The sequence below is a fragment of the Cocleimonas sp. KMM 6892 genome (genome assembly GCF_035798195.1).
Lineage (GTDB): Bacteria > Pseudomonadota > Gammaproteobacteria > Thiotrichales > Thiotrichaceae > Cocleimonas > Cocleimonas flava.
Genome location: NZ_JAPFBV010000001.1, coordinates 1,170,324 through 1,197,244, shown reverse-complemented (window position 1 = coordinate 1,197,244; position 26,921 = coordinate 1,170,324). Strand labels below are relative to the sequence as shown.

The 26,921-nt window shown below is 40.8% G+C and carries 24 protein-coding genes; 11 read left to right on the top strand and 13 right to left on the bottom strand.

Annotation, left to right across the window (positions count from 1 at the left end):
• Nucleotides 1–5: 5 nt before the first annotated feature.
• The 5 genes from OO007_RS05435 to OO007_RS05415 form a co-directional block, all read right to left on the bottom strand.
• A complete protein-coding gene (locus tag OO007_RS05435; protein ID WP_325808022.1) occupies nt 6–779 on the bottom strand; it encodes an ABC transporter permease subunit in 774 nt (257 codons plus the stop codon).
• On the bottom strand, nt 776–1,774 hold the full coding sequence (locus OO007_RS05430; protein ID WP_325808021.1) for an ABC transporter ATP-binding protein: 999 nt from the start codon (nt 1,772–1,774) through the stop codon (nt 776–778). Before OO007_RS05430 ends, OO007_RS05435 begins: the two co-directional genes overlap by 4 nt.
• Nucleotides 1,775–1,883: 109 nt before the next feature.
• Nucleotides 1,884–2,948 carry a succinylglutamate desuccinylase/aspartoacylase family protein gene (locus OO007_RS05425; RefSeq protein ID WP_325808020.1) on the bottom strand — a complete coding sequence of 355 codons (1,065 nt, stop codon included), beginning with the start codon at nt 2,946–2,948 and terminating at the stop codon, nt 1,884–1,886.
• A gap of 2 nt (nt 2,949–2,950) precedes the next feature.
• On the bottom strand, nt 2,951–3,856 hold the full coding sequence (gene rimK / locus OO007_RS05420; RefSeq protein ID WP_325808019.1) for a 30S ribosomal protein S6--L-glutamate ligase: 906 nt from the start codon (nt 3,854–3,856) through the stop codon (nt 2,951–2,953).
• 153 nt (nt 3,857–4,009) lie between these two features.
• Entirely contained in the window at nt 4,010–4,762 is a 753-nt protein-coding gene (locus tag OO007_RS05415; protein ID WP_325808018.1) for a rhodanese-like domain-containing protein, read from the bottom strand.
• Between the two features lie 284 nt (nt 4,763–5,046).
• Here OO007_RS05415 and OO007_RS05410 point away from each other — a divergent pair, with 284 nt between their 5' ends.
• Together OO007_RS05410 and mgtE are read left to right on the top strand one after the other, a co-directional pair.
• Nucleotides 5,047–6,438, top strand: a complete 1,392-nt coding sequence (locus OO007_RS05410) for a hemolysin family protein (protein WP_131904973.1) — start codon at nt 5,047–5,049, stop codon at nt 6,436–6,438.
• Nucleotides 6,439–6,487: 49 nt separating this feature from the next.
• The gene (gene mgtE, locus OO007_RS05405; protein ID WP_131904972.1) at nt 6,488–7,849 is read left to right on the top strand and encodes a magnesium transporter; all 1,362 of its coding nucleotides are present in this window, start codon (nt 6,488–6,490) and stop codon (nt 7,847–7,849) included.
• 36 nt (nt 7,850–7,885) lie between these two features.
• On the opposite strand, the gene OO007_RS05400 is transcribed toward mgtE, so the two are convergent.
• Nucleotides 7,886–8,944, bottom strand: a complete 1,059-nt coding sequence (locus tag OO007_RS05400) for a mechanosensitive ion channel domain-containing protein (protein WP_325808017.1) — start codon at nt 8,942–8,944, stop codon at nt 7,886–7,888.
• 308 nt (nt 8,945–9,252) lie between these two features.
• On the opposite strand from OO007_RS05400, the gene cls reads away from it, so the two are divergent.
• From cls to OO007_RS05375, 5 genes are all read left to right on the top strand, one after another.
• Entirely contained in the window at nt 9,253–10,701 is a 1,449-nt protein-coding gene (gene cls / locus OO007_RS05395) for a cardiolipin synthase (RefSeq protein WP_325808016.1), read from the top strand.
• Nucleotides 10,702–10,920: 219 nt separating this feature from the next.
• Nucleotides 10,921–11,253, top strand: coding sequence for a hypothetical protein (locus OO007_RS05390; RefSeq protein WP_131904969.1), 333 nt, complete (start codon nt 10,921–10,923; stop codon nt 11,251–11,253).
• A 15-nt stretch (nt 11,254–11,268) separates the two neighbouring features.
• Nucleotides 11,269–11,838, top strand: coding sequence for a DedA family protein (locus tag OO007_RS05385; RefSeq protein ID WP_325808015.1), 570 nt, complete (start codon nt 11,269–11,271; stop codon nt 11,836–11,838).
• Between the two features lie 100 nt (nt 11,839–11,938).
• The gene (gene corA / locus OO007_RS05380) at nt 11,939–13,003 is read left to right on the top strand and encodes a magnesium/cobalt transporter CorA (RefSeq protein WP_325808014.1); all 1,065 of its coding nucleotides are present in this window, start codon (nt 11,939–11,941) and stop codon (nt 13,001–13,003) included.
• Nucleotides 13,004–13,111: 108 nt separating this feature from the next.
• Nucleotides 13,112–15,403 (top strand): mechanosensitive ion channel domain-containing protein, encoded by a 2,292-nt coding sequence (locus tag OO007_RS05375; protein ID WP_325808013.1) that lies wholly within the window; start codon nt 13,112–13,114, stop codon nt 15,401–15,403.
• 310 nt (nt 15,404–15,713) lie between these two features.
• On the opposite strand, the gene OO007_RS05370 is transcribed toward OO007_RS05375, so the two are convergent.
• On the bottom strand, nt 15,714–16,886 hold the full coding sequence (locus tag OO007_RS05370; protein WP_325808012.1) for a DUF481 domain-containing protein: 1,173 nt from the start codon (nt 16,884–16,886) through the stop codon (nt 15,714–15,716).
• A gap of 387 nt (nt 16,887–17,273) precedes the next feature.
• Here OO007_RS05370 and OO007_RS05365 point away from each other — a divergent pair, with 387 nt between their 5' ends.
• From OO007_RS05365 to OO007_RS05355, 3 genes are read left to right on the top strand one after another with little or no spacing between them, the layout of a single operon-like run.
• Nucleotides 17,274–17,855, top strand: coding sequence for an RNA polymerase sigma factor (locus OO007_RS05365; protein ID WP_131904964.1), 582 nt, complete (start codon nt 17,274–17,276; stop codon nt 17,853–17,855).
• Between the two features lie 48 nt (nt 17,856–17,903).
• On the top strand, nt 17,904–18,128 hold the full coding sequence (locus OO007_RS05360) for a hypothetical protein (protein ID WP_325808011.1): 225 nt from the start codon (nt 17,904–17,906) through the stop codon (nt 18,126–18,128).
• Nucleotides 18,129–18,177: 49 nt separating this feature from the next.
• Complete coding sequence (locus tag OO007_RS05355; RefSeq protein WP_325808010.1) at nt 18,178–19,023, top strand: mechanosensitive ion channel family protein; 846 nt, start codon at nt 18,178–18,180, stop codon at nt 19,021–19,023.
• Nucleotides 19,024–19,323: 300 nt separating this feature from the next.
• Here the strand turns inward: OO007_RS05355 and rpmG are convergent, their stop codons facing one another.
• From rpmG to ilvA, 3 genes are all read right to left on the bottom strand, one after another.
• On the bottom strand, nt 19,324–19,479 hold the full coding sequence (gene rpmG / locus OO007_RS05350) for a 50S ribosomal protein L33 (protein ID WP_131904961.1): 156 nt from the start codon (nt 19,477–19,479) through the stop codon (nt 19,324–19,326).
• Between the two features lie 52 nt (nt 19,480–19,531).
• The gene (rpmB, locus tag OO007_RS05345; protein ID WP_131904960.1) at nt 19,532–19,768 is read right to left on the bottom strand and encodes a 50S ribosomal protein L28; all 237 of its coding nucleotides are present in this window, start codon (nt 19,766–19,768) and stop codon (nt 19,532–19,534) included.
• Between the two features lie 178 nt (nt 19,769–19,946).
• Nucleotides 19,947–21,515, bottom strand: coding sequence for a threonine ammonia-lyase, biosynthetic (gene ilvA, locus OO007_RS05340; RefSeq protein ID WP_325808009.1), 1,569 nt, complete (start codon nt 21,513–21,515; stop codon nt 19,947–19,949).
• 89 nt (nt 21,516–21,604) lie between these two features.
• Between ilvA and rpiA the strand changes: the two genes are divergently transcribed.
• Complete coding sequence (gene rpiA, locus OO007_RS05335; protein WP_325808008.1) at nt 21,605–22,261, top strand: ribose-5-phosphate isomerase RpiA; 657 nt, start codon at nt 21,605–21,607, stop codon at nt 22,259–22,261.
• A 68-nt stretch (nt 22,262–22,329) separates the two neighbouring features.
• Here the strand turns inward: rpiA and csrA are convergent, their stop codons facing one another.
• The 3 genes from csrA to alaS all read right to left on the bottom strand — a co-directional run bounded on the left by csrA (nt 22,330) and on the right by alaS (nt 26,821).
• Complete coding sequence (csrA, locus tag OO007_RS05330; protein WP_131904957.1) at nt 22,330–22,530, bottom strand: carbon storage regulator CsrA; 201 nt, start codon at nt 22,528–22,530, stop codon at nt 22,330–22,332.
• A 413-nt stretch (nt 22,531–22,943) separates the two neighbouring features.
• Nucleotides 22,944–24,185: an aspartate kinase gene (locus OO007_RS05325; protein WP_131904956.1), complete on the bottom strand. Its 1,242-nt coding sequence runs from the start codon at nt 24,183–24,185 to the stop codon at nt 22,944–22,946.
• Nucleotides 24,185–26,821, bottom strand: a complete 2,637-nt coding sequence (alaS, locus tag OO007_RS05320) for an alanine--tRNA ligase (protein ID WP_325808007.1) — start codon at nt 26,819–26,821, stop codon at nt 24,185–24,187. The genes OO007_RS05325 and alaS overlap by 1 nt, the downstream gene beginning before the upstream one ends.
• Nucleotides 26,822–26,921: the final 100 nt, after the last annotated feature.

The window sequence follows — 26,921 nt, the reverse complement described above, 5'->3', positions numbered from 1 at the left end:
GATTACTAACCCAGAAGCCTGTCATTATCGAGTTTACGAATCGATAATATGATAAATCCGACAATGAACAGTAGGTAATAAACAATATCGCTGCTATCAATGATACCTCTGACAAATGTCTCAAAATGACTAAAGTGCGACAGGTAAATAAACAACTCACTACTGTTTGATTGCGACCCTCCTGACAGATACAGCACCACTAGAAACATCAGCAAACCAAAGCTACTAATCGCCGCAATAATCGGCTGACTGGTTAAGCTTGAAAGGAACAATCCCGCTGCTGCAAATGATGCTAGCAGTAAAAACAAACCAAGCGTAGACGATAGAATTATTCCCCAATCCAGTTCTGTACCGAAAGAAAGCGCGATGGGCATAAGGCTAATCATTAGAATAAATAACACAACAAATAACAACACACCCCCGTACTTTCCGAGCACTATTTGCGTGGAAGAAACCGGTGATGATTTCAATAAAGTCAGTGTTTTGTTCATGCGTTCTTCGGCGAACAAACGCATTGTCATGATCGGCATAACGGCCAGCATGATAATACCCGCCCATAAATATACCGGCGAAATGATAAAAAACGTGGCACCTGGCGCATTGTCAGCTGTCGCCATTTGCTGTTGAAATACCGCGACAAACTCATCCACCCTAGAGAGAAAAATCATCGCCAGAATGAATTGCAATATTGCTAAAACACTCCACGCCAATGGAGAGTTAAACATGCGTTTAAATTCGCTAATGGCAATGGTTGAGATTTTATTTAAACCTAGACTCATGCGGCATCTACCTCATCGGCTTCGAGCTTTTCATCAGTAGCCATATCAGAATCGCTATGCACCAGATTCATAAATATCTGCTCTAAGGTTTCGGTTTTAGGGGTTAACTCAGTGAGCTCCCAGTTGTTTGCAACAGCGAGCTTGAAAATGTCAGCAGGATTAATTTGCTGTGACTCATTCTTAGAATAATTCTTAGACCCCTTCAGTAAAAACTGATTATTTTCCAAGGCTTCTACACTGGCGACGCCATCGATACTATCCAGCTTGCTTTTATCAATTGCCTGACTAAAGCTGACAATAAGTTCGGACGCTCTTTCTGAATGCGCCATCGCACTAAAGGAGTCGGCGAAAACGGTTTGCCCTTGATGAATAATCTGCACACGATCACAGACAGCCTGCACTTCAGGCAAAATATGGGTCGAAAGAATCACACTGTGATCATTACCGAGCTCTCGAATCAGCTCTCGGATTTGTCTGATTTGAATCGGATCTAAACCAACCGTTGGCTCATCCAGAATCACCACATCGGGTTTATGCAAAATGGCTTGTGCAATACCAACGCGTTGTTGATAACCTTTGGATAGATTGCCAATGAGTTTATCCGGCACCGCATGCAGACCACATCGATCCATCGCTTCGTCTACCACAGCTTTTCTTTGCGCTTTTGCAACATCGTGCAAAGCAGCGCAATAAGCCAGATATTCTCGTGGCGTCATATCGCGATAAACAGGAGGTTGCTCTGGCAAGTAGCCAATGGAGCTCTTGGCCGTCTCTGGCTCATCAATCAAACTAACACCGTTGATGATGATTTCGCCCGAGCTTGGGGATAGATTTCCCGTGAGCATTTGCATCGTACTGGATTTGCCAGCACCATTTGGCCCGAGCAAGCCGAGTACCTCACCTTTCTGGATAGTCAGGTGAACATCTTTTACTGCGTGATATTTTCCGTAATAGCGATTTAAAGCAGTCGCTTTAATCAGAGCTTCAGTGCTCATTGTTTCCCCGTATCTCTAGCCTAGAGAATTTTTTTATTATCTAACTGATTATAGCAAGCCACTGTTTAAAACACACCCCCCTACTTTGGGGGCTTTTTTTTTAAGAATGTTAGTAAATAACTGGTTCATCCCCGTGCGGCACTACGTCGTCATCTTCTGGGTCCACATTACTGTGGAACGTTTCATAGACCGTTTCCGCTTCTTCAAGTTCATCAAATCGTGCAATATGGAAAATTGCTTCACCTTCATGCACTAAAGGTAATGTTGTTCTACCGATCACCATACCACTCACTGGGGATATAACTTCTTGTTCAACCTCGCCAAAAGGGTCAGACACATAACCCAGCACATCACCTTTATTGATGCTGTGGCCCATAGGGTTGGTTGAACGCAAAATACCGCTTTGAGGCGCACGCACCCATTTACTGGAGTGCGCGATCGCAGGCTCCATTTTCACTTTTTTTCGTGATGCGGCAAGCATGCCGATATTACGCATGACATTGATAATGCCATTGACACCGGCTCGTATTGATATCTCATCATAACGCAGCGCTTCACCTGCTTCATAAAGCAACACTTTAGTGCCCGTCTGTGAGGTTGCCTCTCGCATGGAGCCTTCGCGTAGTGGCGCATCAAGCACCACTGGCGCACCAAAGGCGAGTGCCAGCTCTTTGGTTTTCTCGTTATCCAGCAACGCCCTTATCTGGGGTAAATTATCTCTGGATATAGCGGCCGTATGCAGGTCGATTCCAAAATCGCAACGATCACAAATATTGTTAAGAAATACGTGTGCGAGTTTGGAAGCCATTGAGCCTTTTTCAGAGCCAGGAAAAGAGCGATTTAAATCACGACGATCGGGTAGATAGCGTGATTTATTAATAAAGCCATAAACATTTACTACAGGTACAGTAATCAAGGTGCCTTTAAGACGCCTTAGTGCTTTAGATTTTTTCAATCGACGAATGATTTCTACACCATTAATTTCGTCGCCATGAACTGCTGCACTAACAAACATAATAGGACCCGCCTCTCTGCCACAGATAATGTGTACAGGCATGTGTATGTTTGAATGGGTATAAAGACCGGGTAAAGGCAATTCAATATATTGACTTTCACCCGGCTTGACTGTGACCTTTCCTAATTTAAAGGATTTGTTAGTTGGCTTTTTTGCCATTGTTAGCCCTTGCCCCGAGTTTTGGTTTTGCCAAGCTTACCATTTTTTTCAATAAACTCGATGATCATTCCTGCAACATCTTTGCCGCTAGCGCCTTCAATTCCTTCCAGACCAGGAGAAGAATTCACTTCCATAACGACTGGACCATTATTAGAACGTAATAAATCAACACCACACACATTCAAGCCCATGGTTTTTGCCGCTTTTACTGCAGTAGCTCGCTCTTTTGGGGTAATTTTAATGAGCTCAGCCGATCCACCTCGATGCAAGTTTGAACGAAATTCACCCGGCGCACCTTGACGTTTCATCGCAGCAACTACTTTATCGCCAATCACAAAACAGCGAATATCTGCGCCTTTCGCTTCTTTCACAAATTCTTGAATGAGTATGTTTGCCTTTACACCCATAAAGCCTTCGATAACACTTTCTGCCGCTTTTTGGGTTTCAGCCAGAACCACACCAATACCTTGTGTACCCTCTAGTAATTTAATAACTAAAGGTGCGCCACCCACAAGCTTAATCAAATCTTTAATATCATCAGGCTTGTTAGCAAACCCGGTCACAGGAAGACCAACGCCTTTTCGTGAAAGTAATTGCATAGAACGAAGCTTGTCACGAGATCGCGTTACCGCAACCGATTCATTGAGCGGGTAAATGCCCATCATTTCGAATTGTCGTAACACAGCCGATCCGTAGAATGTGACTGATGCGCCGATTCGTGGAATGACCGCATCAAACCCTTCAAGGTTTTCACCACCCAAATGAATAGTAGGATTGTTTTCTGCGATATTCATATAGCAACGCAAAGCATCGATGACTTGAACTTCATGTCCTCTGCTCTGGGCTGCTTCGACTAAGCGACGGGTAGAATATAGTTTTTTATTACGTGACAAGATTGCAATTTTCATGGTTAAGACTCTTTTATTATCTGTCTTCTCATCTACTCAAACTTTCGTCTCAGTTGACGAAAGTAGACTTCTGTAGAAATAAATAAAATAGCCGCAATAAACGAATTTATTGCGGCCATATGGCGGACGAACTCTGGTTTAACTTTGTACTGCTTACTTAGCTTTATTCCAGCCTTGCAAGCCATCCATTAAGTTACGCACATTGGTGTAACCCATGTTCTGCAATGTATGTGCTGCAAGTCCGCCACGGATACCTTTAGTGCTGATAATTATGATAGAAGCATCTTTGTTAGGTAGCTTTTCATAAGCTTCAACTTCAAGGAAGTTACGCGGTATGTTCAATGTCACGCCTTCAATACCAGGTGTTTTTGCGAACTCACTTTTCGGACGAATATCCAACATTGTTACTTTATCCCCACGCTCAAGCAGCTCTTTTAAACGAGATGATTTAATGTGCGTAGTGTTTTCCATAATTGACTGGATGTAAGGGTTCTGCGAAAAGATGTAGATTGAAGTGTCACTTACTGTGCGGTTCACTTCTGCATCTTTAGAATCATCTTCAGATGACTTCATTGCCTCTACTTTCTTCTCAACTTCTACAGCCTTCACATCTTGTACAGCGTCATCACCTTCGCCCTGACCCTGTGTTGGAGCCGTTGATTCACTAAGCTTGGCTTTCTCTTTAACAGTACCCACTGTTTTCTTTACTGCGCCTTTAACTGCGCCAGCAACACCAGTTACCAAATCTTTGCCTTCAGCCACTAAACTTTTACCATCAGATGAGATAACTTCTTCAGTATCAGTAGCTTCACCTGTCGCAGGTGCGGTTGTTTCATCAGCATGAGTTACAGCCAGGTTCAACACTGCAGCTAAAGTCAATACAGATAAAAATATGTTTGTATTCATAATCGAACTCCTTAAGTACGTTATTTGTTTCTTGAAAATTTGAAATCACAAATTGCGATCTCTTATTACTTAGACGGAGTGATTTATTCGTTAGTCACATTTATTTTTAATTTTTTTACAAAAAGATTTAACAGAGTTTTCAATCAATTATGAAATGATCAACGACATTGACTATTTAACGCTTCGGTGTAGCAATTTAGTTTGGTAACAACAATAATAGATGTGACTTTTCTGTTAGACCTTACGTCTAAATCACTTTAAAGAATAAAAAACAGGGTTTTATTATGGATCATGGTATTTTTGGCATCGTTACCATTGTTTTATTGTTAGCAATAAATGCATTTTTCGTGGCGGCAGAGTTTGCCTTGGTAAAAGCCAAGAGCTTTCGCATTAATCTGCTTGCTGATCAGGGCAGTAAATCTGCATTGTTAACGCAACGAATTCAAAACAATCTGGAATCCTATCTAGCGGCCTGCCAATTAGGCATTACTATGGCGTCTCTGGGTCTTGGATGGGTTGGTGAGCCTGTGGTTGCGGCATTACTTGAACCGGTTTTTCATACTCTGGGCGTTCCAGAGCAATTGCTGCACCCAATCTCTTTCATTCTTGGTTTTTTGATCTTCTCATCATTACATATTGTTGTGGGAGAACAAGTTCCGAAAACCTTTGCGATTCGCAAGGCCGAGCCTGTTTCTATGTGGACAGCTTACCCATTGCACTGGTTTTACCTTTTGGCTTATCCGCTTAACTGGTTATTGAATAAAGCTTCTGGTTCAATCCTCGCGCTTTTTAATGTGGAAGAAGCAACTCACGCAGACGTGCTTTCTGATGATGAAATCAGAGGTATTATTGATACCTCCGAAAAACACGGCGACCTGACCACTGATAAAGCTGCGATGCTACAAAATATGTTCGAGTTTGATTCGCATACTGTTGAGCAAATCATGTTGCCTCAAAACGAAGTTGACGGTTTGGACTTGCAGCTAAGCTGGGAAGAAAACCTGAAAATTATTCGAGAGACACAGCATTCACGCTTTCCTGTGTTTGATGGTGACCCTGACACCCCTGTGGGCATTCTATTAGTCAAAGACCTTTACAATGTTCTGATTGCCAATGAAGACAATCCAGACCCAATGACCATTATCAAAGATAATGTTAGAGAGGCATTACTGGTTCCTGAAACTCAACCAATTACTAATTTGCTCGAATCAATGCGTGGCAAACGCAGCCACATGGCATTGGTTATGGACGAATATGGCAGTTTTTCAGGTGTGGTTACCATGGAAGATATGCTGGAAGAAATCGTTGGCGAGATTGCAGATGAAATGGATATTGATGAGCCAGATGCTGCTGCACGCTGGGTTGTCGACCACTGGGAAACTGATGGGCTGGTTTCGATGATGGATCTTGAGCGTGTGGTGAATATCAATTTCCCCGATGAGGTTGATGCAAATACCATAACAGGTCTATTCATGACTCACCTTAGCCGTATGCCAAGACCTGGTGATGAAATTGAACAATCAGATTTGCGCTTTCTGGCTTTAGATGTGCACAGCAATCGCGTTGGAAAAGTACAAATATACCCGCTCAATGATTTGGTTTCCCCGAATAATCAGACCGATGAGGCTACACCAGAAGCTGTAAACATAGATGATAAATCATCAGTAAGTACGTAACATATTAACCACCCTATTAAATTAGAACAGTGACAAATTGGGAATCCTCATGACAGAAGCAAATACACTAATCAGCAACACCCAAAGCCTTACAGATACAGTCTTAGAGGCGTTAGAGGATAACAATCAGGACGTACTACACAGTACCTTCCTGAATCTGGAAGCGTCTGAAATTGTGCATTTACTGGAGTCGATACCTGACTCATTACGTGGTGCATTATGGGAATACATACCGGAAGAATTCAACGGTGAAGTACTTGTAGAGCTAGGTGATGTTGCCAGAGTATCGTTGGCAAAATACCTGGATCACGGACAAGTTGTAGACGCGGTTAGTGATCTGGATACCAATGACTTGGCGGATGTCGTTGATACCCTGCCTGATGAATTTGGTGATGCGATTAGACAATCACTGGATTTTCATGGATTACAAAATCTGGAAGCCTGTCTGGCATTTGACGAAGACACTGCTGGGCGTCTCATGGAAACGGATGCCATCGCGATTCGTTCTGATGTAACGCTAGAAGCGATCTTACGCTACCTGAGAAAAAAGGAGACTATTCCAGAACACACCATGGGATTAATGGTGATTGATCGTGAAGGCTTGTTTCTCGGCGAATTACCGCTTTCAAAATTAATCACTAGCTCTCCAGACAAGCATGTATCTGATGTCATGGACACCGAGGCTTTATCAGTCCCCCCAGAAATGCCACAAAACGAATTAGCCGTTCTTTTTCGTGAGCACGATCTGACCTCAATGCCAGTTGTCGATGAAGGCAATAAGCTAATTGGTCGCATTACACTCGACGACATGATTGAGATTCTGGATGAAGAAGCGGATCGCCAGATTCTTGGTGCGGTAGGTCTAGACGAGGAGGAGGATTTGTTCTCCCCAGTATTACCGAGCGCAAAAAGACGTTTATTCTGGTTGGGTATCAACCTTGCCACTGCTTTCTTGGCGTCCTGGGTGATTGGTCTATTTGAAGGCACGCTGGAAAAAGTAGTCGCGCTTGCAGTTCTTATGCCGATTGTTGCCAGCATGGGCGGTATCGCTGGCTCACAAACACTGACGTTAATGATTCGTGGTTTAGCAATGGGTAAAATAAGCTCGTCGAATCAACGATGGCTAGCCTATAAAGAAATCACCATCTCAATTATTAGCGGTGTTGTATGGGCGATTGTGGTTGGCTGTATTTCTTATCTATGGTTTCAAGACATTAAAATCAGCCTGGTTTTAGGCTCTGCGATGGTTATCAATCTTGCAGTTGCTGCTGTAGCTGGCTTTTCGATCCCGCTGCTTATGAAAAAAGCGGGGATAGATCCAGCTCTTGCAGGCGGTGTAGCACTGACTACCGCAACAGATGTTGTGGGTTTTGTGAGCTTCCTTGGGCTAGCAACTATCTTTTTACTGTAGTTGTAAGTGCAGCTAAAGCTCAGCGCTTATAAATCGTTAACCCTTATTATCTGAAGACTCTTCGTCTTCAGAATCATTTTCGAGCGACTTAAAAGCCTTAAGTTGCTCGCGAATATCATCAATACTCTGTTGAATGATTTTCTTATCATCGTCGGATGAGTTTTCGAGTTTTTCTTTATACTCTTCAATTGTCTCTAACATTTGCTGCTTATTTTTTTCAATTTGTTCTGCTTTCTCAGCTAGGTCAAAGACCACTTCTTCGGCTGTCTGACTAACTTCTTTAGGCGTTTGAATAACGTTAGCAGGAATCACCTTTAAATCATCGGGCACTTTTCGCTGATTCATAAAGCTTGGAGACATAATCTCAAAGCCGCTTCCATGCACACTATCCAATACATAACGACAAAGATTAGAGCGCGCCGTCAACAAGCTCTTAACATCAGACAAGATACCACTCACTCGATAGGTAATTGAATAGTTGCCGAGCTCAAGCACTTGCACAAACGGATCCTCAAGACCACATTTTTCAGCAGCATCCAGCAACATCACATCGACTTTTGAATGATGAATGTCATACCCTAGTGAAAGTGTGGTAGAAACGATGGCTCCCGAACTGTGAGTAACAGAAATAGGATGGGTAATCATAAAAGTATTGGGAATCGCCACCAACTCTCGGCTTTCTGTTTGTATCTCTGTATCTAACAAGCCACGCTCAACAACACGCCCAAAATGATCTCCAACATCTATAAAATCCCCAGTTTTAAAGGGCTTTGTGACTCTCAGCATGAAGCCTGACATGAGGTTGGCGAAGATAGTACTGGATGAGAAAGCAATAATTCCCGAGATTACCAAACCCAACAACGCGAGGATCTGGTTTAGTGAGCTCTCTTTTACTGGCAGTGTCAGTGCGATTGCCAAAATCCCTGCAAAGGTTAAACCCAGCATAAATAGCTGTCGTGGGAATAACTTCTCATTTCCAAGTTCAGGGTGACGCGAGATAAACACTTTGTGCGATCCCCAAAGCACTGCAACAACAAAGACAGTCATTGCAACTAGAGGAATAAACGGAGTAATGAAACTAATAAGATTATTCATGAAAAACCCATTTTATTCTTGAATGTAAGTAGACAAATCATCAAACAGAAACGAGAGATAATTTCCCTGAAGATATGTCCTAATAGTACACGAACTGTCAACCAGAATAAGAGAACTACATACAAGAACAACCTGTGTTTTCATATATTGTACTGCTGTTTCTATGCACCAGTTTAATATTTAATCTCTGTTTTCGCCCAATCAATCACCCGGTAATCACCTAGCTAATACTAAAAGAACACCCTATGATTGTAATCAAAGGAGCACATTGCTTGGATTAAACTTAGAGAAACTTACACTTTATAATCATGTGGTCATATATTCTTCTAATTTTACACGTAGGTGTTACCACCGGCTCAGTGGTGCATATTCTCATGTTACGCCCAAAATCCAGCATTGCACTGGCATGGATAACTTTTATCATGACCTTTCCTGTGGTCGGTGTTGGGCTTTACTTCTTAATTGGCGAACGCCGCATTGGGCCTAATCGTAGCAATAACATTCAGCAAGTTCGTTCTTATCAAAAAAAGTTTTCAAGTCTAAGTAAGACCTCGCCAGAAACATTCATTGACTGGAGTAAACAACCAGAAGCCGCTCAGTCTATGAGCAAACTTGGGCATTCGATGGCTGCAACCTATGCCGTGACTGGTAATGCTTTTGAGTTATTCCCCGAAGCCCACTCAGTATTCACACACATACTCGATGATATCGACAAAGCAAAACGCAATATTTTTATGGAATTCTATGTCTGGAGTGAAGGCGGATATGCAGACAAGGTCGCGTTAGCGTTAATCAAAGCCGCAGAGCGTGGTGTAAAGTGCCACATTCTTGTCGATGACATTGGCGGGGGTAAATGGTGGAATAGCGAACAGGCAAAAGCGTTAGACCATGCCGGAATTAAACTGCTCAAGGCTCTGCCAGTTGGCATATTCCGTACTTTAGTCGGTAGGACGGACTTACGACTGCATCGTAAGATCATCATTATTGATGAAATCACGGCCTGGACGGGCAGCATGAATATGGTTGACCCTGAGTTTTTCAAACAAGATTCGGGCGTGGGTCAATGGGTTGATGCGATGGTGCGTCTGCAGGGACCTATTGTCATCCCATTGGCAGAAACTGTCATGGGTGACTGGGTGGTTGAGCGTAATAAATCGGCACAAAGCCTGATTGCTTCGGTTGATTTTAGCGCTGCCAAACAATGTGGCGATTCAAATATGCAAGTCATCGCATCGGGACCTGGTCAAACCAACGATGCTCTGTTGCAAATGATACTTGCGTTAATTTACGCTGCACGAGAAGAAATCGTTTTAACAACACCTTACCTTATTCCAGATGATTCCTTATTAGTTGCACTTCGCGGTGCTGCCGCGCGAGGCGTGGATGTCACATTAGTGGTGCCAGAAAAAGTAGACTCGTTTTTAACTCGACACGCGAGCGAATCTTATTTTGAAGAATTATTGGGCGCAAATATTCAGATCGCCCGTTACCATCATGGATTACTTCACACCAAGTCTATTTCAGTGGATAACGCTTTATCCATGTTTGGTACGGCAAATATCGATATGCGCAGTATGTGGGTGAATTATGAAGTCTCGCTTTTTATTTACGACCAATCGTTTACTCGCCAACTGAGAACCTTACAGCAAACATATATAGATGGCGCCAACCAGATTGAGCTTACAGAATGGAATCAACGATCATTTTTGAGAAAGTTTATGCAGAACATCCTGAGACTCGCCAGCCCTTTATTGTAATTTTACCCTCATTAGGGCGTCTACATAGCTGTAAAAGATGCGGATAAACAACTATTTTATTGATAAACACACCCCCCTACTTACAGCCGTTTTTTTATAATAAATTTATGCATACAACACTGCCCCTACCTACGGCAGAAACATGAAAGTTAAATAGTATTTGCAAGTAGTCAAAGCTATTATATTTTGTCCAAATAGGGTCTAAAGGGAAGGTAAACATTGACTGAGGAAAAGATTGTAAAAGATTCTGTCGTCATTGCTGAAGTGCAATTATTGCTGGCGGAGAAACGTACGTCATTATCTGTACTTCGAACAGGCATCACTGTGCTGATTCTACCGTTATCTGTTATGAGTTTCTTGATAGCCACGGAGAAGTACTATGATTTCTTCAAGACGCTGCACTTTATGATACCCCTGCTCGTGTTAAATATAGCCCTGATTGTATTAGGCGCTTATCTGATTATTCGATCGTTAAAGCGTATGCATCACAATGATTTAATCATCAAACAACTCAAATTAAAACACACCATTATCGGCGAGCTTATCAATTGAGTTTTTTACACTAAAATGGATTTGCAGCAATTAGTCACTGATTATGGATACATCAGCGTACTTATCGGCACTTTTCTAGAAGGTGAAACTATCCTGATTATTGCTGGTTTCATGGCACATCGAGGATATCTCGATTTACCATTGGTGATACTTGCGGCCTTTATTGGAACGCTAATCGGCGATCAGCTTTACTTTTACATCGGTCGTTTCAAGGGTAAAGCATTTTTAGAAAAAAGACCCAAATGGCAACACAAAGTAGGTCGAGTGCATACACTGATGGATAAACACCAGACCTTACTCATATTAGGCTTTCGTTTTATCTATGGGGTGCGAACCGTTACGCCCTTTATTCTCGGTATGAGTAAAATTTCTCCGCTTAAATATTTGTTTTTAAATACCTGTGGCGCACTTCTTTGGGCCATTATCTTTGGTATTGCCGGTTATTATTTTGGTTTTACACTTGAACTTTTAATGGGCAAAATCAAAAAATACGAAATTTTCATTATTATTGGAATGATTAGCGTGAGTATTCTGATCTGGATACGTTATAAAGTGAAAGAAAAGAAAAACCTCAAGAAAGTTTAGGCTTTATACTTTCTTGAGCAAGGTGCGCAAAGTTATATGTACACGTCTAGAAACAATGGTCTTTTTATAAACATCGATGCATCAATCGTGAGTGAAAAAAATGATAGAAAATTCAACCAACATATCTGAGAAAGTCGGCATGTCACCAGGGTCTTTGATCCATATTGGCGATATTCATGATCAGGACCAGCATATTACTATCATCGATTACACCAAAAATTCGGGGGAAGTTATGGACGTTGAATCGATCGATGACATCTTAAAATTCAAAGATAAGAATTCCGTTACCTGGGTAAATGTAGAAGGTTTAAAAAATATAGAAATCATCGAATCTATTGGCCAAGCATTTAACATTCACCCATTGGTGCTGGAAGATATTCTAAATACACACCAACGAGCAAAATTTGAAGACTATGATGACTATCAATACATCGTTCTGAAGGGACTTTTTCTAGAAAACAAAGATTCAACCGTCATCTATGAGCAAATTAGTATTCTGCTACTCAATAATTTTGTGTTTACCTTTAAGGAAAAAAAGGACAATTTATTTGAGCCAATAGAAAAACGCATTCAAAACAGTAAAAATAGAATTAGAGGACTGGGACCTGACTATCTAACATATGCAATACTGGACAGTATTATTGACCAGAATTTTGCGTTGCTTGAATCGTTAGATGAGATTATCGATTCAATAGAAGAAGAATTATTGCTAAACCCAGGGGCGGACACACTAAAACGTATTCAGAATATAAAGCGCGAGCTGATTTATATTCGTAGATCCGTTTCACCGTTACGAGAATTATTAAATTCTATACTTAGAGTAGAAAGCCCGCTGATTGAAGAAAAAACGCAAATCTATTTCAGAGATGTGTATGACCATGTATTACGGATTTCAGAAACCATAGAGCTACAAAGGGACATGGTTTATGGCTTGATGGATATGTATCAAACCAGCATCAGCAACAAAATGAATGAAGTAATGAAGGTATTAACCGTATTCGCATCGATATTCATACCCCTTACTTTCATAGCAGGCGTGTATGGAATGAACTTCGAATACATGCCAGAACTTCAATGGCGACTGGCATATCCTATACTATGGGTTATTTTCATCGTGGTAGGTGTTGGTTTGCTTATCTATTTCAGACGAAAAAAATGGTTATGATGCTGATTTTTCATACTGTTTTCATACTTTAGCCATAATGATCTGGCACTATGATCATTTTTAATACGTTTCAATAATTACTTTTTAATAAATATTAGGGTTACTGCATTGCGCAACTTTCAACGCTTATTTCTTTCCATAATAGTTTCTTTGTTATTTGTTACTTCATTTACCTTATTTGCAGAATCCAAAAATGAAGTCGACCTGCAAAAAATGTTCGACAAGATCAACACTCAATTTAATGCGTTAAAGGCAGCGGATGAGTTAAATAAGCTAAGCGTTCAAGATATTGATGAGCAACAAAAAGCATTCACCGAACTGGAACTGAAGCTCGATGAATGCATCACTACTAATACGACCCTAACAACAAGCCTTAAAGATAATTTAAAGCTACTGGGCGATGGTCAAACCACTGATGAATTTGATATCAAAGTTAAGCGTCAAGAACTGGAAAAACAATCCCAGGCAGCCGATAACGAATTAAAACGCTGTAGTCTGTTAAAAATACAACTCAAAGAAATCAGTGACGCCTCTTCAGAACTCAGGCTAAACCTGCTTAAAAAACAACTCCTCAGCAAGGAAATTTCGATTTGGGCTGCGGTTAAAAAAATAGGCACCTTAAATGAATTAACGGGAGAAAAAGAACTCGCCGTCATTAAACCGTTAACTGAAAAAACTTACCAGGCTCTTAGCTGGCCATTACTACTGCTTCTGATTGTAGGGATTTTACTCGGCCTGTTATGGCGTCGTAATGCAAAACCCAAGAAGGCCACTACAGCACATTTTTCTAGCCCAACCATGTTGGCGGTAATACGGGGAATCAGGCGCACCTCACCTGCACTGATAACCACACTTTTCATCCTCATTTATCTGTATTCGCAATCCACATCGCAATCTGCTTTGATTCAATTTATCAGGATGTTATTTGTACTGATTTTAACTTTTGCCGTCATACGCGGCCTGTTATTTCCTGAAAAACCATTCTCCTCTACTCCCATACTCTCAAGAAGCACCATTTTATTATTTGTATGGGGAACGATCATATTTAGTGGAATGCTGATATTGCTCAACGACCCAGCGGTCGGTCGTTTTTCCAATTCAATTACGCTTTATTTAATCTGGCTCTCTGCCTTAACCTTGGGTGCGTTCAGTATTATTTGTTTAATCTGGTTAGCGATTCGCAATATATCGATTAAACGCTCTTACACGCCTGCACTGCTTATCCCCATCGGAACGATGTTCATTGCGGTATTTGCTGCTTTATTAGGCTATCGTAATTTTGCCAGTCTACTGTATTTAGGAACATTGTTATCAGCGGTTGTGTTTGTCTTCGCCTTTACTTTGCTGCGTATCAGTAGTGAGTTATTTGATAGCCTGGATCAAGGAAAACTTCCCTGGCAGAAGAAACTACGCACGGTAATGAGCATTGAAGAAGACAAAGCGTTTCCGGGTGTGATCTGGTTACGAATCTTATTTTTCTTCGCTGTTCTGTTCGCCAGTGTCTCTGCCTTAATGTATATCTGGGGTAGTTCCCAGCAACGTATATCATCGTTATTAACCACTTTGAAGTCTGGCATTTCAATCGGGTCAATGAACTTTGACTTACTCAATATCGTTTACGCTTTAGTCGTTCTGATAATCGCTCTGGGTATTTTGCCTTTTATCAAAAACAATCTGGTTACTAGCTGGTTAAAGCACAGTAACTTAAGTCGAGGCGCTAAAGAAGCAACCCAGACTTTAGTCGGTTATGTGGGTGTTGCAGTGGCAATCATCTGGGCATTATTCATACTAGGCGTCAACTTCCAGAATATAGCGATAATCGCTGGTGCATTATCTGTTGGTATTGGTTTCGGCTTACAAAATATCGTTAACAACTTTGTGTCTGGTTTAATACTTCTATTTGAGCGCCCTATTCGTCGTGGTGATTGGGTTGTAGTAGGTAGCACCGAAGGCTATGTCAGAGATATCAGCATTCGCTCCACAACCATACAAACCTTCAACCGTGCAGATGTGATTGTACCCAATTCAGAACTGATCTCTAATCAAGTAACAAACTGGATGCTGACCAATAACGTGGGACGTCTGGTAGCACCTGTGGGTGTCGCTTACGGATCGGATGTTGATAAGGTCATCGAGATTTTAAAAAATATCGCTGCCGAGCACCCTGACGTCATTGCCGATCAACCTGACTATCGTGTGCGTGCTTTGTTTTTAGAATTTGGTGACAGTTCATTAAACTTCGAGCTTCGTTGTTATGTAAGAAACGTCGATGAGCGCCTACTGATTCACAGTGATATTAATCTGAGTATTGATAGAGCATTTAGAAAAGAAGGCATTGAAATACCATTCCCTCAACGAGTGGTGCACATGCAAAATGAAACTAAAGATGAGTCTAGTTGATTATTGATTAATTAATCCATAGCAATTTTGGCACCCCCCTACTTATGGCCGATATTTCGTTTTTATTATTTGAAAACGAAAATAGAATTCACGCAGAACTTGGCGTTTTTTTATTATTTCTGAAAAGTTACTACAAACTTTATACATAAAAAAAGCCCGGATAAACCGGGCTTTTTTGTGATTTTAAATCACTTTTAGTGATTGAAACTTTCGGGATTTCAACCAACCAAAATAAAGTGGGGGCTAAACTAATAACCCCCAAAACGTCAGGCATTTAGGAAGATTCACCTGACGGTACTACTGCCAACTATTACTTCAAACGGTACTTAACACCCATTGTTAAACTCTTATCAACGTCGTCATTGCCATTATTAGAAATGCTGTCATCAAGCTTGGTTAACTTGCCCTCTACACCAAAATCAAGTTGGTTAGTTAGGCTGTAGTAAAACGCAGAACTTAATGTGTTCGTTGTAACATCATCTGTATCGTCAGATGTTGCATACGCTAACGTCCATTTGTTTTCCCAATCGATCAAGTCAGACAATTCGTAGGTTAAGCTCATCGCGTTATTGAAGTTATAACCATTGTCATCATCATCTAATGTAGCCGTTGCAATCGCTTCATTTGAGAACTGTGTCTTGTTGTTAATTGGTCTGTGGTATTCAGCGCCTACTTCTAACGCTGGTTTTCCATCTGAACCGTCGTAGTTACTTAATACCGCACCAACACCTGCACGCACTAACCAACCGTTTTTACGTGTAGAAACACGCTCGTTTTCTAATACGTCGTAAGTCTGAACAACGGCTCTTGCATTAAAGTCGCCTTTAACCATTCCAGAAGTCTCAATAACTTTCTGAATATCCTGTAACCAGTATTGCTTATAATCTTTAAGACCGTACTTAGACTTGTACTCTGCTTCTTTATCTACAATTACTGCAACTTGCTGGTAAATATCATTGCTAGGGTCAGCTTTCAAAAACCCATCTTCACGAAGTTTTTGCATAATTCTGATTGCATAAGCCATTGGCGTTACGTTAACAACACGGCCATAACCGATACCTGCTGTTGCTTTTGTGAACGGGTCTTCCTGATCTTTCTGAACGCCAACTTCGCCTTTACCGTACCAAAAACCTGCATTGCTATTCGGTGTGAAGTAGTTATCTACTGTTGCCGAACCTAATGCCTGATAAGTGCTTGAGCTCTTATCGCCATCATTTCCGCCTTTAGCAGAAGAGCCTGTGCCCAAAAAGTCGATTTTAGTGTTACGGTTTGGAGAGCTGAATACTTTCTCGTAGTCCAATGTTAGGTCCAGGTTATAGCTAGCCTGATCCTGATTACCATCGTTTGAGTTAAAGTTACCAGACACATAAGCATCTTCATACGCAGAAGTTGCTTCTTTGTAGTCAGTAATTAAAGGCTCAGCAAATGCCGTTCCTGAGAAAGCTATCATTACAGCAGCAGTTAGTACATTTTGTTTTTTCATGGAGTAATACCTTTGTTATTAAAGTCACTTAACTCTTTCCTAAAAGAGCTTTTAAAATTACCGATAAATTATCGGATTCAATATTTAGACTCAGGCACATTTCAGAAAGTCACAAAAATAATTAAAAAAATAACAAATAAGCAAACAAATCGATACAATCAGTCATAAGTGTTCTGTTAAACGCCTATTTACGTGGTTGTTGCAACGTTATTTAAGCAAGCCAATTACTTACTGAACCCACGAGAAACCCAACAATAATTAATCCCTTTAACACAATAATTAGACTTTTCTGTTTTTGCTAAAAAGAGAAAAAGCCAGAATCACCGTATAAGAGAAGATATTTTTGTGACTTTTCATCCACTGACTAAGTCTCAATACTGTTAAACCATGAAAACAGAACTGAATTTACTAGGCGAAGATGAACTGATCGCTCTCTGCAAAGAACAACTACCCTATATTCCTTCGGGTTTTGAGGAACTTGTTAAACGCTACCAGAAAAAAGTGTTTTATCTGTGTAAGCGTTATTTATCTGCTGAAAGTGATGCTGAAGACGCTACTCAGGAAGTATTTATGAAGGTTTTCCATGCGCTTCAATCTTTTGATAACCGCTCAACGTTTACAACATGGATATTTAGTATTGCCATCAACCATTGCAAAACCTTGTTAGCTAAAAAACAGCTACACAATCAGCGTTACGAGTATGGCAACGAACATGCGGAAGATGAATATCAAGATGAGAATGAAGACAACAGCAAAGATGCAGAAACACTTGATGAGAAGAAATGTATCCAGGAAGTCATTCACAAAATGAAAGCGGAAGAACGAGATATGATCCTGTTACGTTTCACCAGTGAATTACCGATTGACGATATTGCTGAAATCATCGGGAAAAAACTTAGCGCAACGAAAATGGGGTTTTATCGGGCTTTGGAAAAATTCAAAGGCCTCTACGAAAAATTCTGTTTGTAGCAGTGTGAAGCGCTATATAACTTATTCAATTTAAATGAAGCAACGACAATGACGCAAGAAGAAAACAAAGAACTGGAATTATTAATAAAAGACCTGTTCTTGCAGAGTAAAAGAAAATCAAAAGTACCTGCAAAGTCACGAATAAGATCTATTCTGCAACGAAGCCTGCATGAAGTTGCTTTACGCGATGTACTGATCTTAACGAGCAATACCATATTCGCCATGATTTCGATGCTGTCATTATTTTTAAAACTTTTAACCAGTAAAACTTAAGAGCAAACACTCTTACCTTATCCTATTAAATAAAACGGAACTATTCTCAATGGATACAGATGCACTGCTTGATATAAGCAAACTCAAAACCACTGTCGTAGAAAATCTAAATAGTCAGTGGGCTGATCTGATTGCTTTTTTACCTAACCTTTTAGGCGCAGTTGTAATTTTGCTTGTTGGTTTAATCATTGCCTTCATTCTTAAAAAGATTGGTAGCTCATTATTCCGGAAAATTGGCATAGATCGGGTGAGTAGAAATGCAGGGGTTTCCGATGTCATGCAAGATGCAGGGCTCGCGAGACGACCTTCTCTACTCGCCGGCAAAATTATATTTTGGCTGGTATTGTTTATATTCCTGGTTCCCGCGGCGAACACACTGGGCTTGACCGAATTGGTTAACCTTTTCAAAGGTGTTATCAGCTTTTTACCTAAAATCATTACTGCGCTGGTTATTGTCATCTTCGGAATTATGTTCGCACAATTCCTGCGCCGCTCAATTATTGATAAACCCTCTACCATAGGTTCCGATTCTGCCAAGTCTTTGGGCAATTTAATCTACGGCATCATGGTGACTGTGATTGTTTTAGTCGCGCTTGAGCAGTTAGAAATAGAAACAAAGCTACTGCATAGCATTATCATGATCGTTGTTAGCGGCATTATGCTCGCACTAGCCTTTTCAGTGGGATTCGGGGCAAGAGAAGTCGCCCATAATTTACTGTCGGGCATTTATGCACGAGAACATTTCAAACCGGGTGAGCACGTAGAAATTGACGATGTTAAAGGCAACATTCAGGAAGTGAGTACCTTGAATACGATTATCGAGCTTTCGGACAATGAGACCGTTTCTATCCCAAATTCTACTCTGTACAAATCAATCGTAAAAATTTCTCATTAGTTTCTTTAGCCAAGAACCAATTAGGCAATCAAACAAGTAGCTCTCGGGCTACTTTTTTGTGAGTAATGAATGTGTAAATGATGAACAATCATAAGACTTTATAAAAAAAGCCCTCAAAGCCGGGGGGTGGCTTTGTAAATTACTCTATTGGCCACTTTATCCGTTTATTTATTACCTCTTTTAAAAGATTAGGAAACAGAGTAGCAATCATTCAAGATCAGTTATTAATAGATTAACAAGCACAAAAAAGCCCGGCTAACCGGGCTTTTTCTGTTCTTTATAAAGAGCTTAACGATCTAATTACTTGATCTTAGCTTCTTTAAATTCAACGTGCTTACGAACCTTAGGATCGTACTTCTTCATAACTAATTTCTCAGTCATAGTACGTTTGTTCTTAGTAGTGGTATAGAAGTAACCAGTACCAGCAGTTGAAACTAATTTGATTTTATCACGCATGATTATTCTCCTTTAAGACTATATACAGTTTAAGACTATATTCAGTCTTGGATTAAACTTTTTCGCCGCGAGCACGGATATCAGCTAAAACAGAATCAATACCATTCTTATCAATGATACGCATTCCTTTTGCCGTTAAACGCAACTTAACGAAACGGTTTTCAGATTCAACCCAAAAACGGTGAGAGTGTAAGTTAGGTAAAAAACGACGCTTGGTTTTATTGTGCGCATGAGAAACATTATTTCCCGAAACCGGACGCTTTCCTGTTACCTGGCAAACTTTAGCCATGATAAATCTCCAAAATTCTTATAATTACAAAGACTCTCTTAATAGATACTTTAAAACAAGAAACTAAAGTACTGGAGAGTCGAAAGGCGGGTGATTTTAGCGAAACATGCTGACTGCATCAAGCTTAATCTGATCTAATTCAGCATTATTTGCATATTTAACTAAAATCACATCAAAATTAACGCAAAAAGCTTTGATATGCAGGGTTATTTGTCTCTTCCCAATGCTCATACCCCAGGTCTTTGAGGAATTCACAGAATTTTTCTCTTTCATCCACTGGAACTTGAATACCTGTAAGCACACGACCGAAGTCAGAACCGTGATTTCGATAATGGAATAAACTGATATTCCAGATTCCACCCATACTGGTTAAAAAGTGTAATAAAGCCCCTGGACGTTCTGGAAAACTAAAGCGATACAATACTTCGTCTTTAATACCTTGGGCATGACCACCTACCATAAAACGTAGATGGACTTTAGCGACTTCATTATCACTTAGATCGAGAACTTTATAACCTTTCTGTTCCAGGGTCTCCATGATCAGAGACTTCTCTTTATCCCCTTCTGAAATCTTTACACCTGTAAAGACCTGAGCATCTGCGGTATCGGAATAGCGGTAATTAAACTCGGTAATACTTCTATCACCTAAAGCGCTACAGAAATCCCTAAAACTATTTGGACGTTCTGGAATAGTCACGGCAAATATGGCTTCTCTTTTCTCACCCAGCTCAGCGCGTTCGGCGACATGGCGCAGACGATCAAAATTGATATTTGCGCCACTGCTAATGGCTATTAGTTGTTTGTCTTTAATGTTGCTTTGAGCAACATATTTCTTAAGCCCTGCAACGCCTAATGCGCCAGCAGGTTCTAATAAGGTACGGGTATCTTCAAAAACATCCTTAATCGCGGCACACGTCTCGTCGGTGCTCACCAGAATCATTTCATCAACCAGGTCACGCGCGATCTCAAACGTTTTCTCACCAGCCTGTCGAACTGCGGCACCATCAGCAAATGTGCCAATACTATCGAGAAGCACTCGCTCACCTTTTTCTATAGCGCGCGTCATACTTGGCGCCTCTTCGTGCTCTACGCCGATGATTTTCGTAGAAGGGCTAAGGTACTTTATGTAACTCGCAATCCCTGAAATTAGACCACCGCCACCGACACAGACGAAAATGGCATCGATAGGATCAGGGTGTTGGCGTAACAGCTCCATACCAATGGTGCCTTGACCTGCGATAACATCTAAATCATCAAAAGGATGAATAAAGGTCATGCCTTCTTTTTCGCAAAGTTCCATGGCATGCGCATAGGCATCATCAAAAGTATTACCGTGTAAAACAGCGATGCCACCGTGTGACTCAACGCCTTTTATTTTGATATCCGGCGTAATTTTAGGCATTACGATGGTAGATTTAATCCCTAATTTAGCGCCGGATATAGCCACACCTTGTGCGTGATTACCCGCAGATGCTGCAACAACACCTCGTTGCTTCTCTTCATCAGATAGGTGAAACATGCGATTAAACGCGCCACGTAACTTAAAAGAAAATACTGGCTGTAGATCTTCTCGTTTTAGAAAGACTTTATTATCAATACGTTTTGATAAAGACTTTGCAGCATCAAGTGGGGTCTCAATCGCTACATCATAGACTCTTGCAGTGAGGATCTTTTCTATTATTTGATTAGTTGTTTCTGATTTCTTATCCATGGTGCGGACTTTACGAGCTGAAGTTAAAAGGTGCAAGTGATAAAGCGGTATAAGTGTTTCTTGGCATCCTTACTTTAGGTATTATCTACAGATCCTTTAAGTAACGATTTTTACGAGACTAACTTATGACACAAGATGAAATGAAAAAAGCTGCAGCCCAAGCTGCACTCGAATATGTTGAATCAGGAATGGTTGTAGGTATAGGAACAGGATCGACCGCAAATCATTTCATCGATTTACTAGCGACTATGAAAGGCAAAATAGATGGAACCGTCGCAAGTTCTATCGCCAGTGAAGAAAGGCTGAAAAGCCATGGTATTCCTGTAATGGATCTTAATGATGCAGGACAGTTATCTCTGTATGTCGATGGCGCAGATGAGTCTGATAAACATCTAAACTTAATCAAAGGCGGTGGCGGCGCATTAACACGTGAAAAAATCGTAGCAGGCGCTAGCGAAAAGTTTATCTGTATTGCAGATGACAGCAAGCTGGTCGATGTTATGGGTAAATTTCCGTTACCTGTAGAAGTGATTCCAATGGCGAGGAGCTATATTGCTCGTGAAATTGTGAAAATGGGTGGGCAACCTCAGCTACGTGAGGGTTTTACTACTGATAATGGCAACATCATTCTTGATGTGCATGGTCTGGAAATATTTGAGCCGGTAAAAATGGAGGACGAGTTTAATAGACTACCAGGTGTTGTCACGGTTGGGCTTTTTGCCAGACGTCCGGCAGATGTACTTATTTTGGGCGCAACAGATGGCGTGAAAGTTATAGATTAACTATCACGTTTAATAACTACTTTTTGAAAGGAAATGGTTAAGGATTAATGCAGAGTGAGTGCAGAAAATTAACTGGCGCTTTTTTCTGGCTCTACTAATCTTAATTCATCACTTTTAATACGCTTGAAAATTTCTTCACGATGCACTGCTACTTCTTTCGGTGCATCTATACCTATGCGTACCTGATTGCCTTTCACACCTATCACCGTGATGCTTACATCATCACCGATCATCAGTGTTTCACCGATGCGTCTGGTTAAAATTAACATTTAATGACTCTCCGTTATTATAATTATTAGCCACTTTCCCGAGGCTATATTTGTATTCGATTTCTTTTTCGTGTGGATCTTTAGCAAACTTTTTCTTTATCTAATGTGTTCAACATTCTTTTAGTTTACACAATAAAGTCAAAATAAGTCTTTTATACAAGATTGTTTTTATTTGTTAGTTAACTTGTAGTTTTTATTATTATTTTTGACCACTTTTTCCGATATACGGTGCAATAATGGCATGATGCTCCTGAACACAGACTTAACTTTTTAAGAATAGTTAAATAAAACATCACGTATTTCATTGGTTTAAAACCAAATACACCCCCCTACTTATAGGCACTTTTTTAGAAAAAGTGCCTATAAGTAGGGGGGTGTATTTTTTATAGACTTAGCGTTCTTCCTACGGCTTATTATGCTTCGTGTAGATCAAATGCCTCATGCAGACTTCTAACGGCTAATTCTAAATACTTCTCATCAATAACTACTGACACTTTAATTTCAGATGTTGAAATCAATTGAATATTAATATTTTCTTTAGCCAAGGCTTCAAACATTTGTGTAGCAACACCCGCATGTGATCTCATGCCACCACCAATAATCGAAATTTTCGCTATTTTATCATCGCTAGACCAGTTCTTCGCACCGAGTGATTTACCCGTTTCAGCCAAAATATTCTTCGCTTGCTCCAACTCATTCCGATGCACGGTAAAGGTAAAATCGGTTGCGCCATCTGTTCCAATATTTTGCACGATCATATCAACTTCGATATTCGCATCCGATATTGGGCCTAGAATTTTATGCGCCACACCTGGCTGATCTGGTACGCCTGTAATTGTCAGCTGAGCTTCATCTCTGTTAAACGCGACACCGCGAACTAATACTTCTTCCATTATATCTTCCTCACGCGTTACCAGCGTACTCTTTCCATCATCACCATCATCAAAGCTTGATAATACTCTGATTGGCATATTGTATTTATAAGCAAATTCTACCGCTCTAATCTGTAGTACTTTAGAGCCCTGACTTGCCATTTCCAGCATTTCTTCCAGTGCAAGTTTTGGAATGTGCGTAGCCTCAGGAACCATGCGCGGATCCGTTGTATATACACCATCCACGTCTGTGTAAATTTGGCATTCGTCGGCATCTAGAGCTACTGCTAATGCAACAGCCGTAGTATCAGATCCACCACGACCTAAGGTTGTGATATTTCCTTCTGCATCCACTCCCTGAAAACCAGCCACAACGACTACTTTTCCAAGGTTTAAATCTTCTTTGATTTTAGAGCCATCTATTTCACTAATACGAGCCTTACTATAGGCGTTATCAGTAATAACTCGTGCTTGTGTACCAGTATAAGAACGCGCTTCACACCCTTTTGCTTCTAGCGCAAGGCTGAGTAAACCGATGGTGACTTGCTCACCTGTGGATAGCACAACGTCTTTTTCACGCGCAGAACCATTCGGGTTAATCTCGTTGATCAAACCAACGAGTTTATTCGTTTCGCCTGACATCGCAGATAAAACTACCACAACTGAGTCACCGCGATTACGATAACGAATCACACGATTCGCTACTTCTTGAATACGCTCTACCGTACCTACAGAGGTTCCGCCGTACTTTTGTACAACTAACCTATTCTTTTTAGCTTCCATTAAATTTGTCCTTCTACCCAACTCACAACTGACTCTAAGGCTTTTGGTAAAGCACTTGGGTTGTTACCGCCACCCTGCGCCATATCTGGTCTTCCGCCACCTTTGCCATCAATTTGACTAGCAACATGTTTCAACAAGTCGCCTGCTTTTATTTTGTCTGTCTCACCTTTAGTAACACCTGCAACCAAGCTGACTTTATCACCATCAACGGCCGCAACAATTACTGCTGCTTTTCCCAATTTATTCTTAAGTTGATCAACCGTATCACGTAGTGATTTAGGATCAGCTCCATCCAGATTGGCAGCCAATACCTTGATACCAGCGACTTCCACTGCTTGAGATGCCAAGTCAGAACCTGCTTGAGTCGCGAGCTTGGTCTTTAACTGCTCCAGCTCTTTTTCCAGCGCACGAGATCTTTCAAGGATTTGAGTGACTTTATCGCTAGCATTACCTGCAGATGTTTTAACTAATGAAGCAATGTTCTCCAATTGATCAGAACGCTCTTCAATCCAGTTAATTGCACCTTCACCTGTAACCGCTTCAATACGACGAACTCCTGCAGCAACGCCACCTTCACTAACGATTTTAAATAAACCGATATCTCCGGCACGTTTTACATGTACACCACCACAAAGTTCTGTGGAGTAACCAATATTCACGACACGTACTTCATCGCCGTATTTTTCACCGAATAAAGCCATAGCACCTTTTTCAATAGCATCATCCATGCTCATCACATCCGCTTTCGCTTCTGCATTCAAACGGATTTCGTGATTAACTATTCTTTCTACTTCAGCAATTTCTGCTTTAGTCATGGGCTCGCCATGAGAGAAATCGAATCGCAATCTTTCTGGCGTTACCAACGAACCTTTTTGTTCAACATGTTCGCCCAAGACTTGTCTTAAAGCCTTATGCATTAAATGTGTGCCAGAATGGTTGAGGACGATTGCCTGTCGACGCTCATTATCCACTTCAGCCATGACGTCATCACCCGTTCCAAAAGAACCAGAAGATACAATGCCGTAATGAATATAAACATCGCCCTGCTTTTGCGTGTCTTTTACATCAAAAACATTACTGCCAGAAATCAACTTTCCGGTATCACCTACAGGACCACCTGATTCTGCATAAAATGGGGTATTGCCTAGAATGATTTGGCCAGTCTCGCCTTCTTTCAAAGAAGTAACTTTCTTGCCATCAGAAAAGATAGATTCGACATTACTAGAGTCATTGGTTTTTTCATAACCACTGAAACTGGTTTCACCAGAAACATCCAGTTTATTGGTGTAATCACTGCCAAATTTTCCTGCTGAAGACGCTGTTTCTTTCTGAATTTTCATTTCAGCATCAAACCCTGCTTCATCAATCGCAAGATTATGTTCGCGTGCAATATCCGCCGTTAAATCTAGTGGGAATCCATACGTATCATAAAGTTTGAATACCACTTTACCAGGAAGCGTATCGCCTTCTAATTCCTGAATTGTAGTGCTTAGTATCTTCATGCCACGATCTAAAGTTTCGGCAAAACGTTTCTCTTCTTTTAACAGAATCTCTTCAACTGTTTGCTGTGCTTTAACTAGTTCTGGATAGGCTTCACCCATCTCTTTAACAAGAGGAGCGACAATCTTATAAAAGAATTCTTTTTCTAAACCCAGTTTATGCCCATGACGCGCAGCTCTTCTGATGATGCGTCTTAAAACATAACCTCTGCCTTCATTCGATGGAATCACTCCATCTACAATCAAAAATGCACAGGATCGAATGTGATCTGCAATGACTTTTAACGAAGCATTGTTTAAATCTTTTGTGTTGGATAGATCTGCGATAAATTTAATAAGGTTTTGAAACAGGTCTATATCATAATTGCTATGGCCACCCTGAAGGATGGCAGCTAGTCTTTCAAGACCCATACCCGTATCTATTGAAGGCTTTGGAAGATTGCTCATCGCACCATCTTTCGCGCGATTGTATTGCATGAATACCAGATTCCAGATTTCTATGTATCGATCACCATCTTCTTCAGGTGTGCCTGGAGGACCACCCCAGATATGTTCGCCATGATCATAGAATATTTCACTACATGGACCACAGGGACCGGTATCTCCCATTGCCCAGAAATTATCACTTTCGTACTTTTTGCCTGGCTTATCACCAATTCGACTCAAACGATCTGCAGGAAAACCTAGTTTATCAATCCAGATACTCGCTGCTTCATCATCATCGGCGTATACCGTTACCCAGAGTTTCTCTTTAGGCAGCTTCAGAACTTCAGTTAGATATTCCCATGCGAATAAAATCGCATCTTCTTTAAAGTAATCACCAAAACTAAAATTACCCATCATCTCGAAAAAAGTATGATGTCTCGCGGTATAACCTACGTTCTCTAAATCGTTATGTTTACCACCTGCGCGTACACATCTTTGTGAAGTGGTTGCTCTTGAAAAATTGCTTTTCTCGTCACCTAAAAAGATATCTTTAAATTGCACCATACCAGCATTGGTAAATAATAATGTCTTATCATTCCCGGGAATGAGAGAACTTGATGGAACAATCGTATGACCTTTTCCAGCGAAGAAATCCAGAAAGCTGCTTCTGATTTCAGCTGTACTCATTTTTTTATTTGAATCTACCGACATGCTTAACTCTGCTAGTGCATAAAGTGGCTATTGTCTATGTATGTTGAGGCATATTCAAGATAGAGTTAGTTTTTTCTTATATAGCTTGATAAAAGTGGAT

Excerpts from the sequence above, each read along its gene's own strand:
- OO007_RS05435 (WP_325808022.1), bottom strand. The coding sequence starts at position 779 with ATGAGTCTAGGTTTAAATAAAATCTCAACCATTGCCATTAGCGAATTT.
- OO007_RS05430 (WP_325808021.1), bottom strand. The coding sequence starts at position 1,774 with ATGAGCACTGAAGCTCTGATTAAAGCGACTGCTTTAAATCGCTATTAC.
- OO007_RS05425 (WP_325808020.1), bottom strand. The coding sequence starts at position 2,948 with ATGGCAAAAAAGCCAACTAACAAATCCTTTAAATTAGGAAAGGTCACA.
- rimK (WP_325808019.1), bottom strand. The coding sequence starts at position 3,856 with ATGAAAATTGCAATCTTGTCACGTAATAAAAAACTATATTCTACCCGT.
- OO007_RS05415 (WP_325808018.1), bottom strand. The coding sequence starts at position 4,762 with ATGAATACAAACATATTTTTATCTGTATTGACTTTAGCTGCAGTGTTG.
- OO007_RS05410 (WP_131904973.1), top strand. The coding sequence starts at position 5,047 with ATGGATCATGGTATTTTTGGCATCGTTACCATTGTTTTATTGTTAGCA.
- mgtE (WP_131904972.1), top strand. The coding sequence starts at position 6,488 with ATGACAGAAGCAAATACACTAATCAGCAACACCCAAAGCCTTACAGAT.
- OO007_RS05400 (WP_325808017.1), bottom strand. The coding sequence starts at position 8,944 with ATGAATAATCTTATTAGTTTCATTACTCCGTTTATTCCTCTAGTTGCA.
- cls (WP_325808016.1), top strand. The coding sequence starts at position 9,253 with ATGTGGTCATATATTCTTCTAATTTTACACGTAGGTGTTACCACCGGC.
- OO007_RS05385 (WP_325808015.1), top strand. The coding sequence starts at position 11,269 with ATGGATTTGCAGCAATTAGTCACTGATTATGGATACATCAGCGTACTT.
- corA (WP_325808014.1), top strand. The coding sequence starts at position 11,939 with ATGATAGAAAATTCAACCAACATATCTGAGAAAGTCGGCATGTCACCA.
- OO007_RS05370 (WP_325808012.1), bottom strand. The coding sequence starts at position 16,886 with ATGAAAAAACAAAATGTACTAACTGCTGCTGTAATGATAGCTTTCTCA.
- OO007_RS05365 (WP_131904964.1), top strand. The coding sequence starts at position 17,274 with ATGAAAACAGAACTGAATTTACTAGGCGAAGATGAACTGATCGCTCTC.
- OO007_RS05360 (WP_325808011.1), top strand. The coding sequence starts at position 17,904 with ATGACGCAAGAAGAAAACAAAGAACTGGAATTATTAATAAAAGACCTG.
- OO007_RS05355 (WP_325808010.1), top strand. The coding sequence starts at position 18,178 with ATGGATACAGATGCACTGCTTGATATAAGCAAACTCAAAACCACTGTC.
- rpmG (WP_131904961.1), bottom strand. The coding sequence starts at position 19,479 with ATGCGTGATAAAATCAAATTAGTTTCAACTGCTGGTACTGGTTACTTC.
- rpmB (WP_131904960.1), bottom strand. The coding sequence starts at position 19,768 with ATGGCTAAAGTTTGCCAGGTAACAGGAAAGCGTCCGGTTTCGGGAAAT.
- rpiA (WP_325808008.1), top strand. The coding sequence starts at position 21,605 with ATGACACAAGATGAAATGAAAAAAGCTGCAGCCCAAGCTGCACTCGAA.
- csrA (WP_131904957.1), bottom strand. The coding sequence starts at position 22,530 with ATGTTAATTTTAACCAGACGCATCGGTGAAACACTGATGATCGGTGAT.
- OO007_RS05325 (WP_131904956.1), bottom strand. The coding sequence starts at position 24,185 with ATGGAAGCTAAAAAGAATAGGTTAGTTGTACAAAAGTACGGCGGAACC.
- alaS (WP_325808007.1), bottom strand. The coding sequence starts at position 26,821 with ATGTCGGTAGATTCAAATAAAAAAATGAGTACAGCTGAAATCAGAAGC.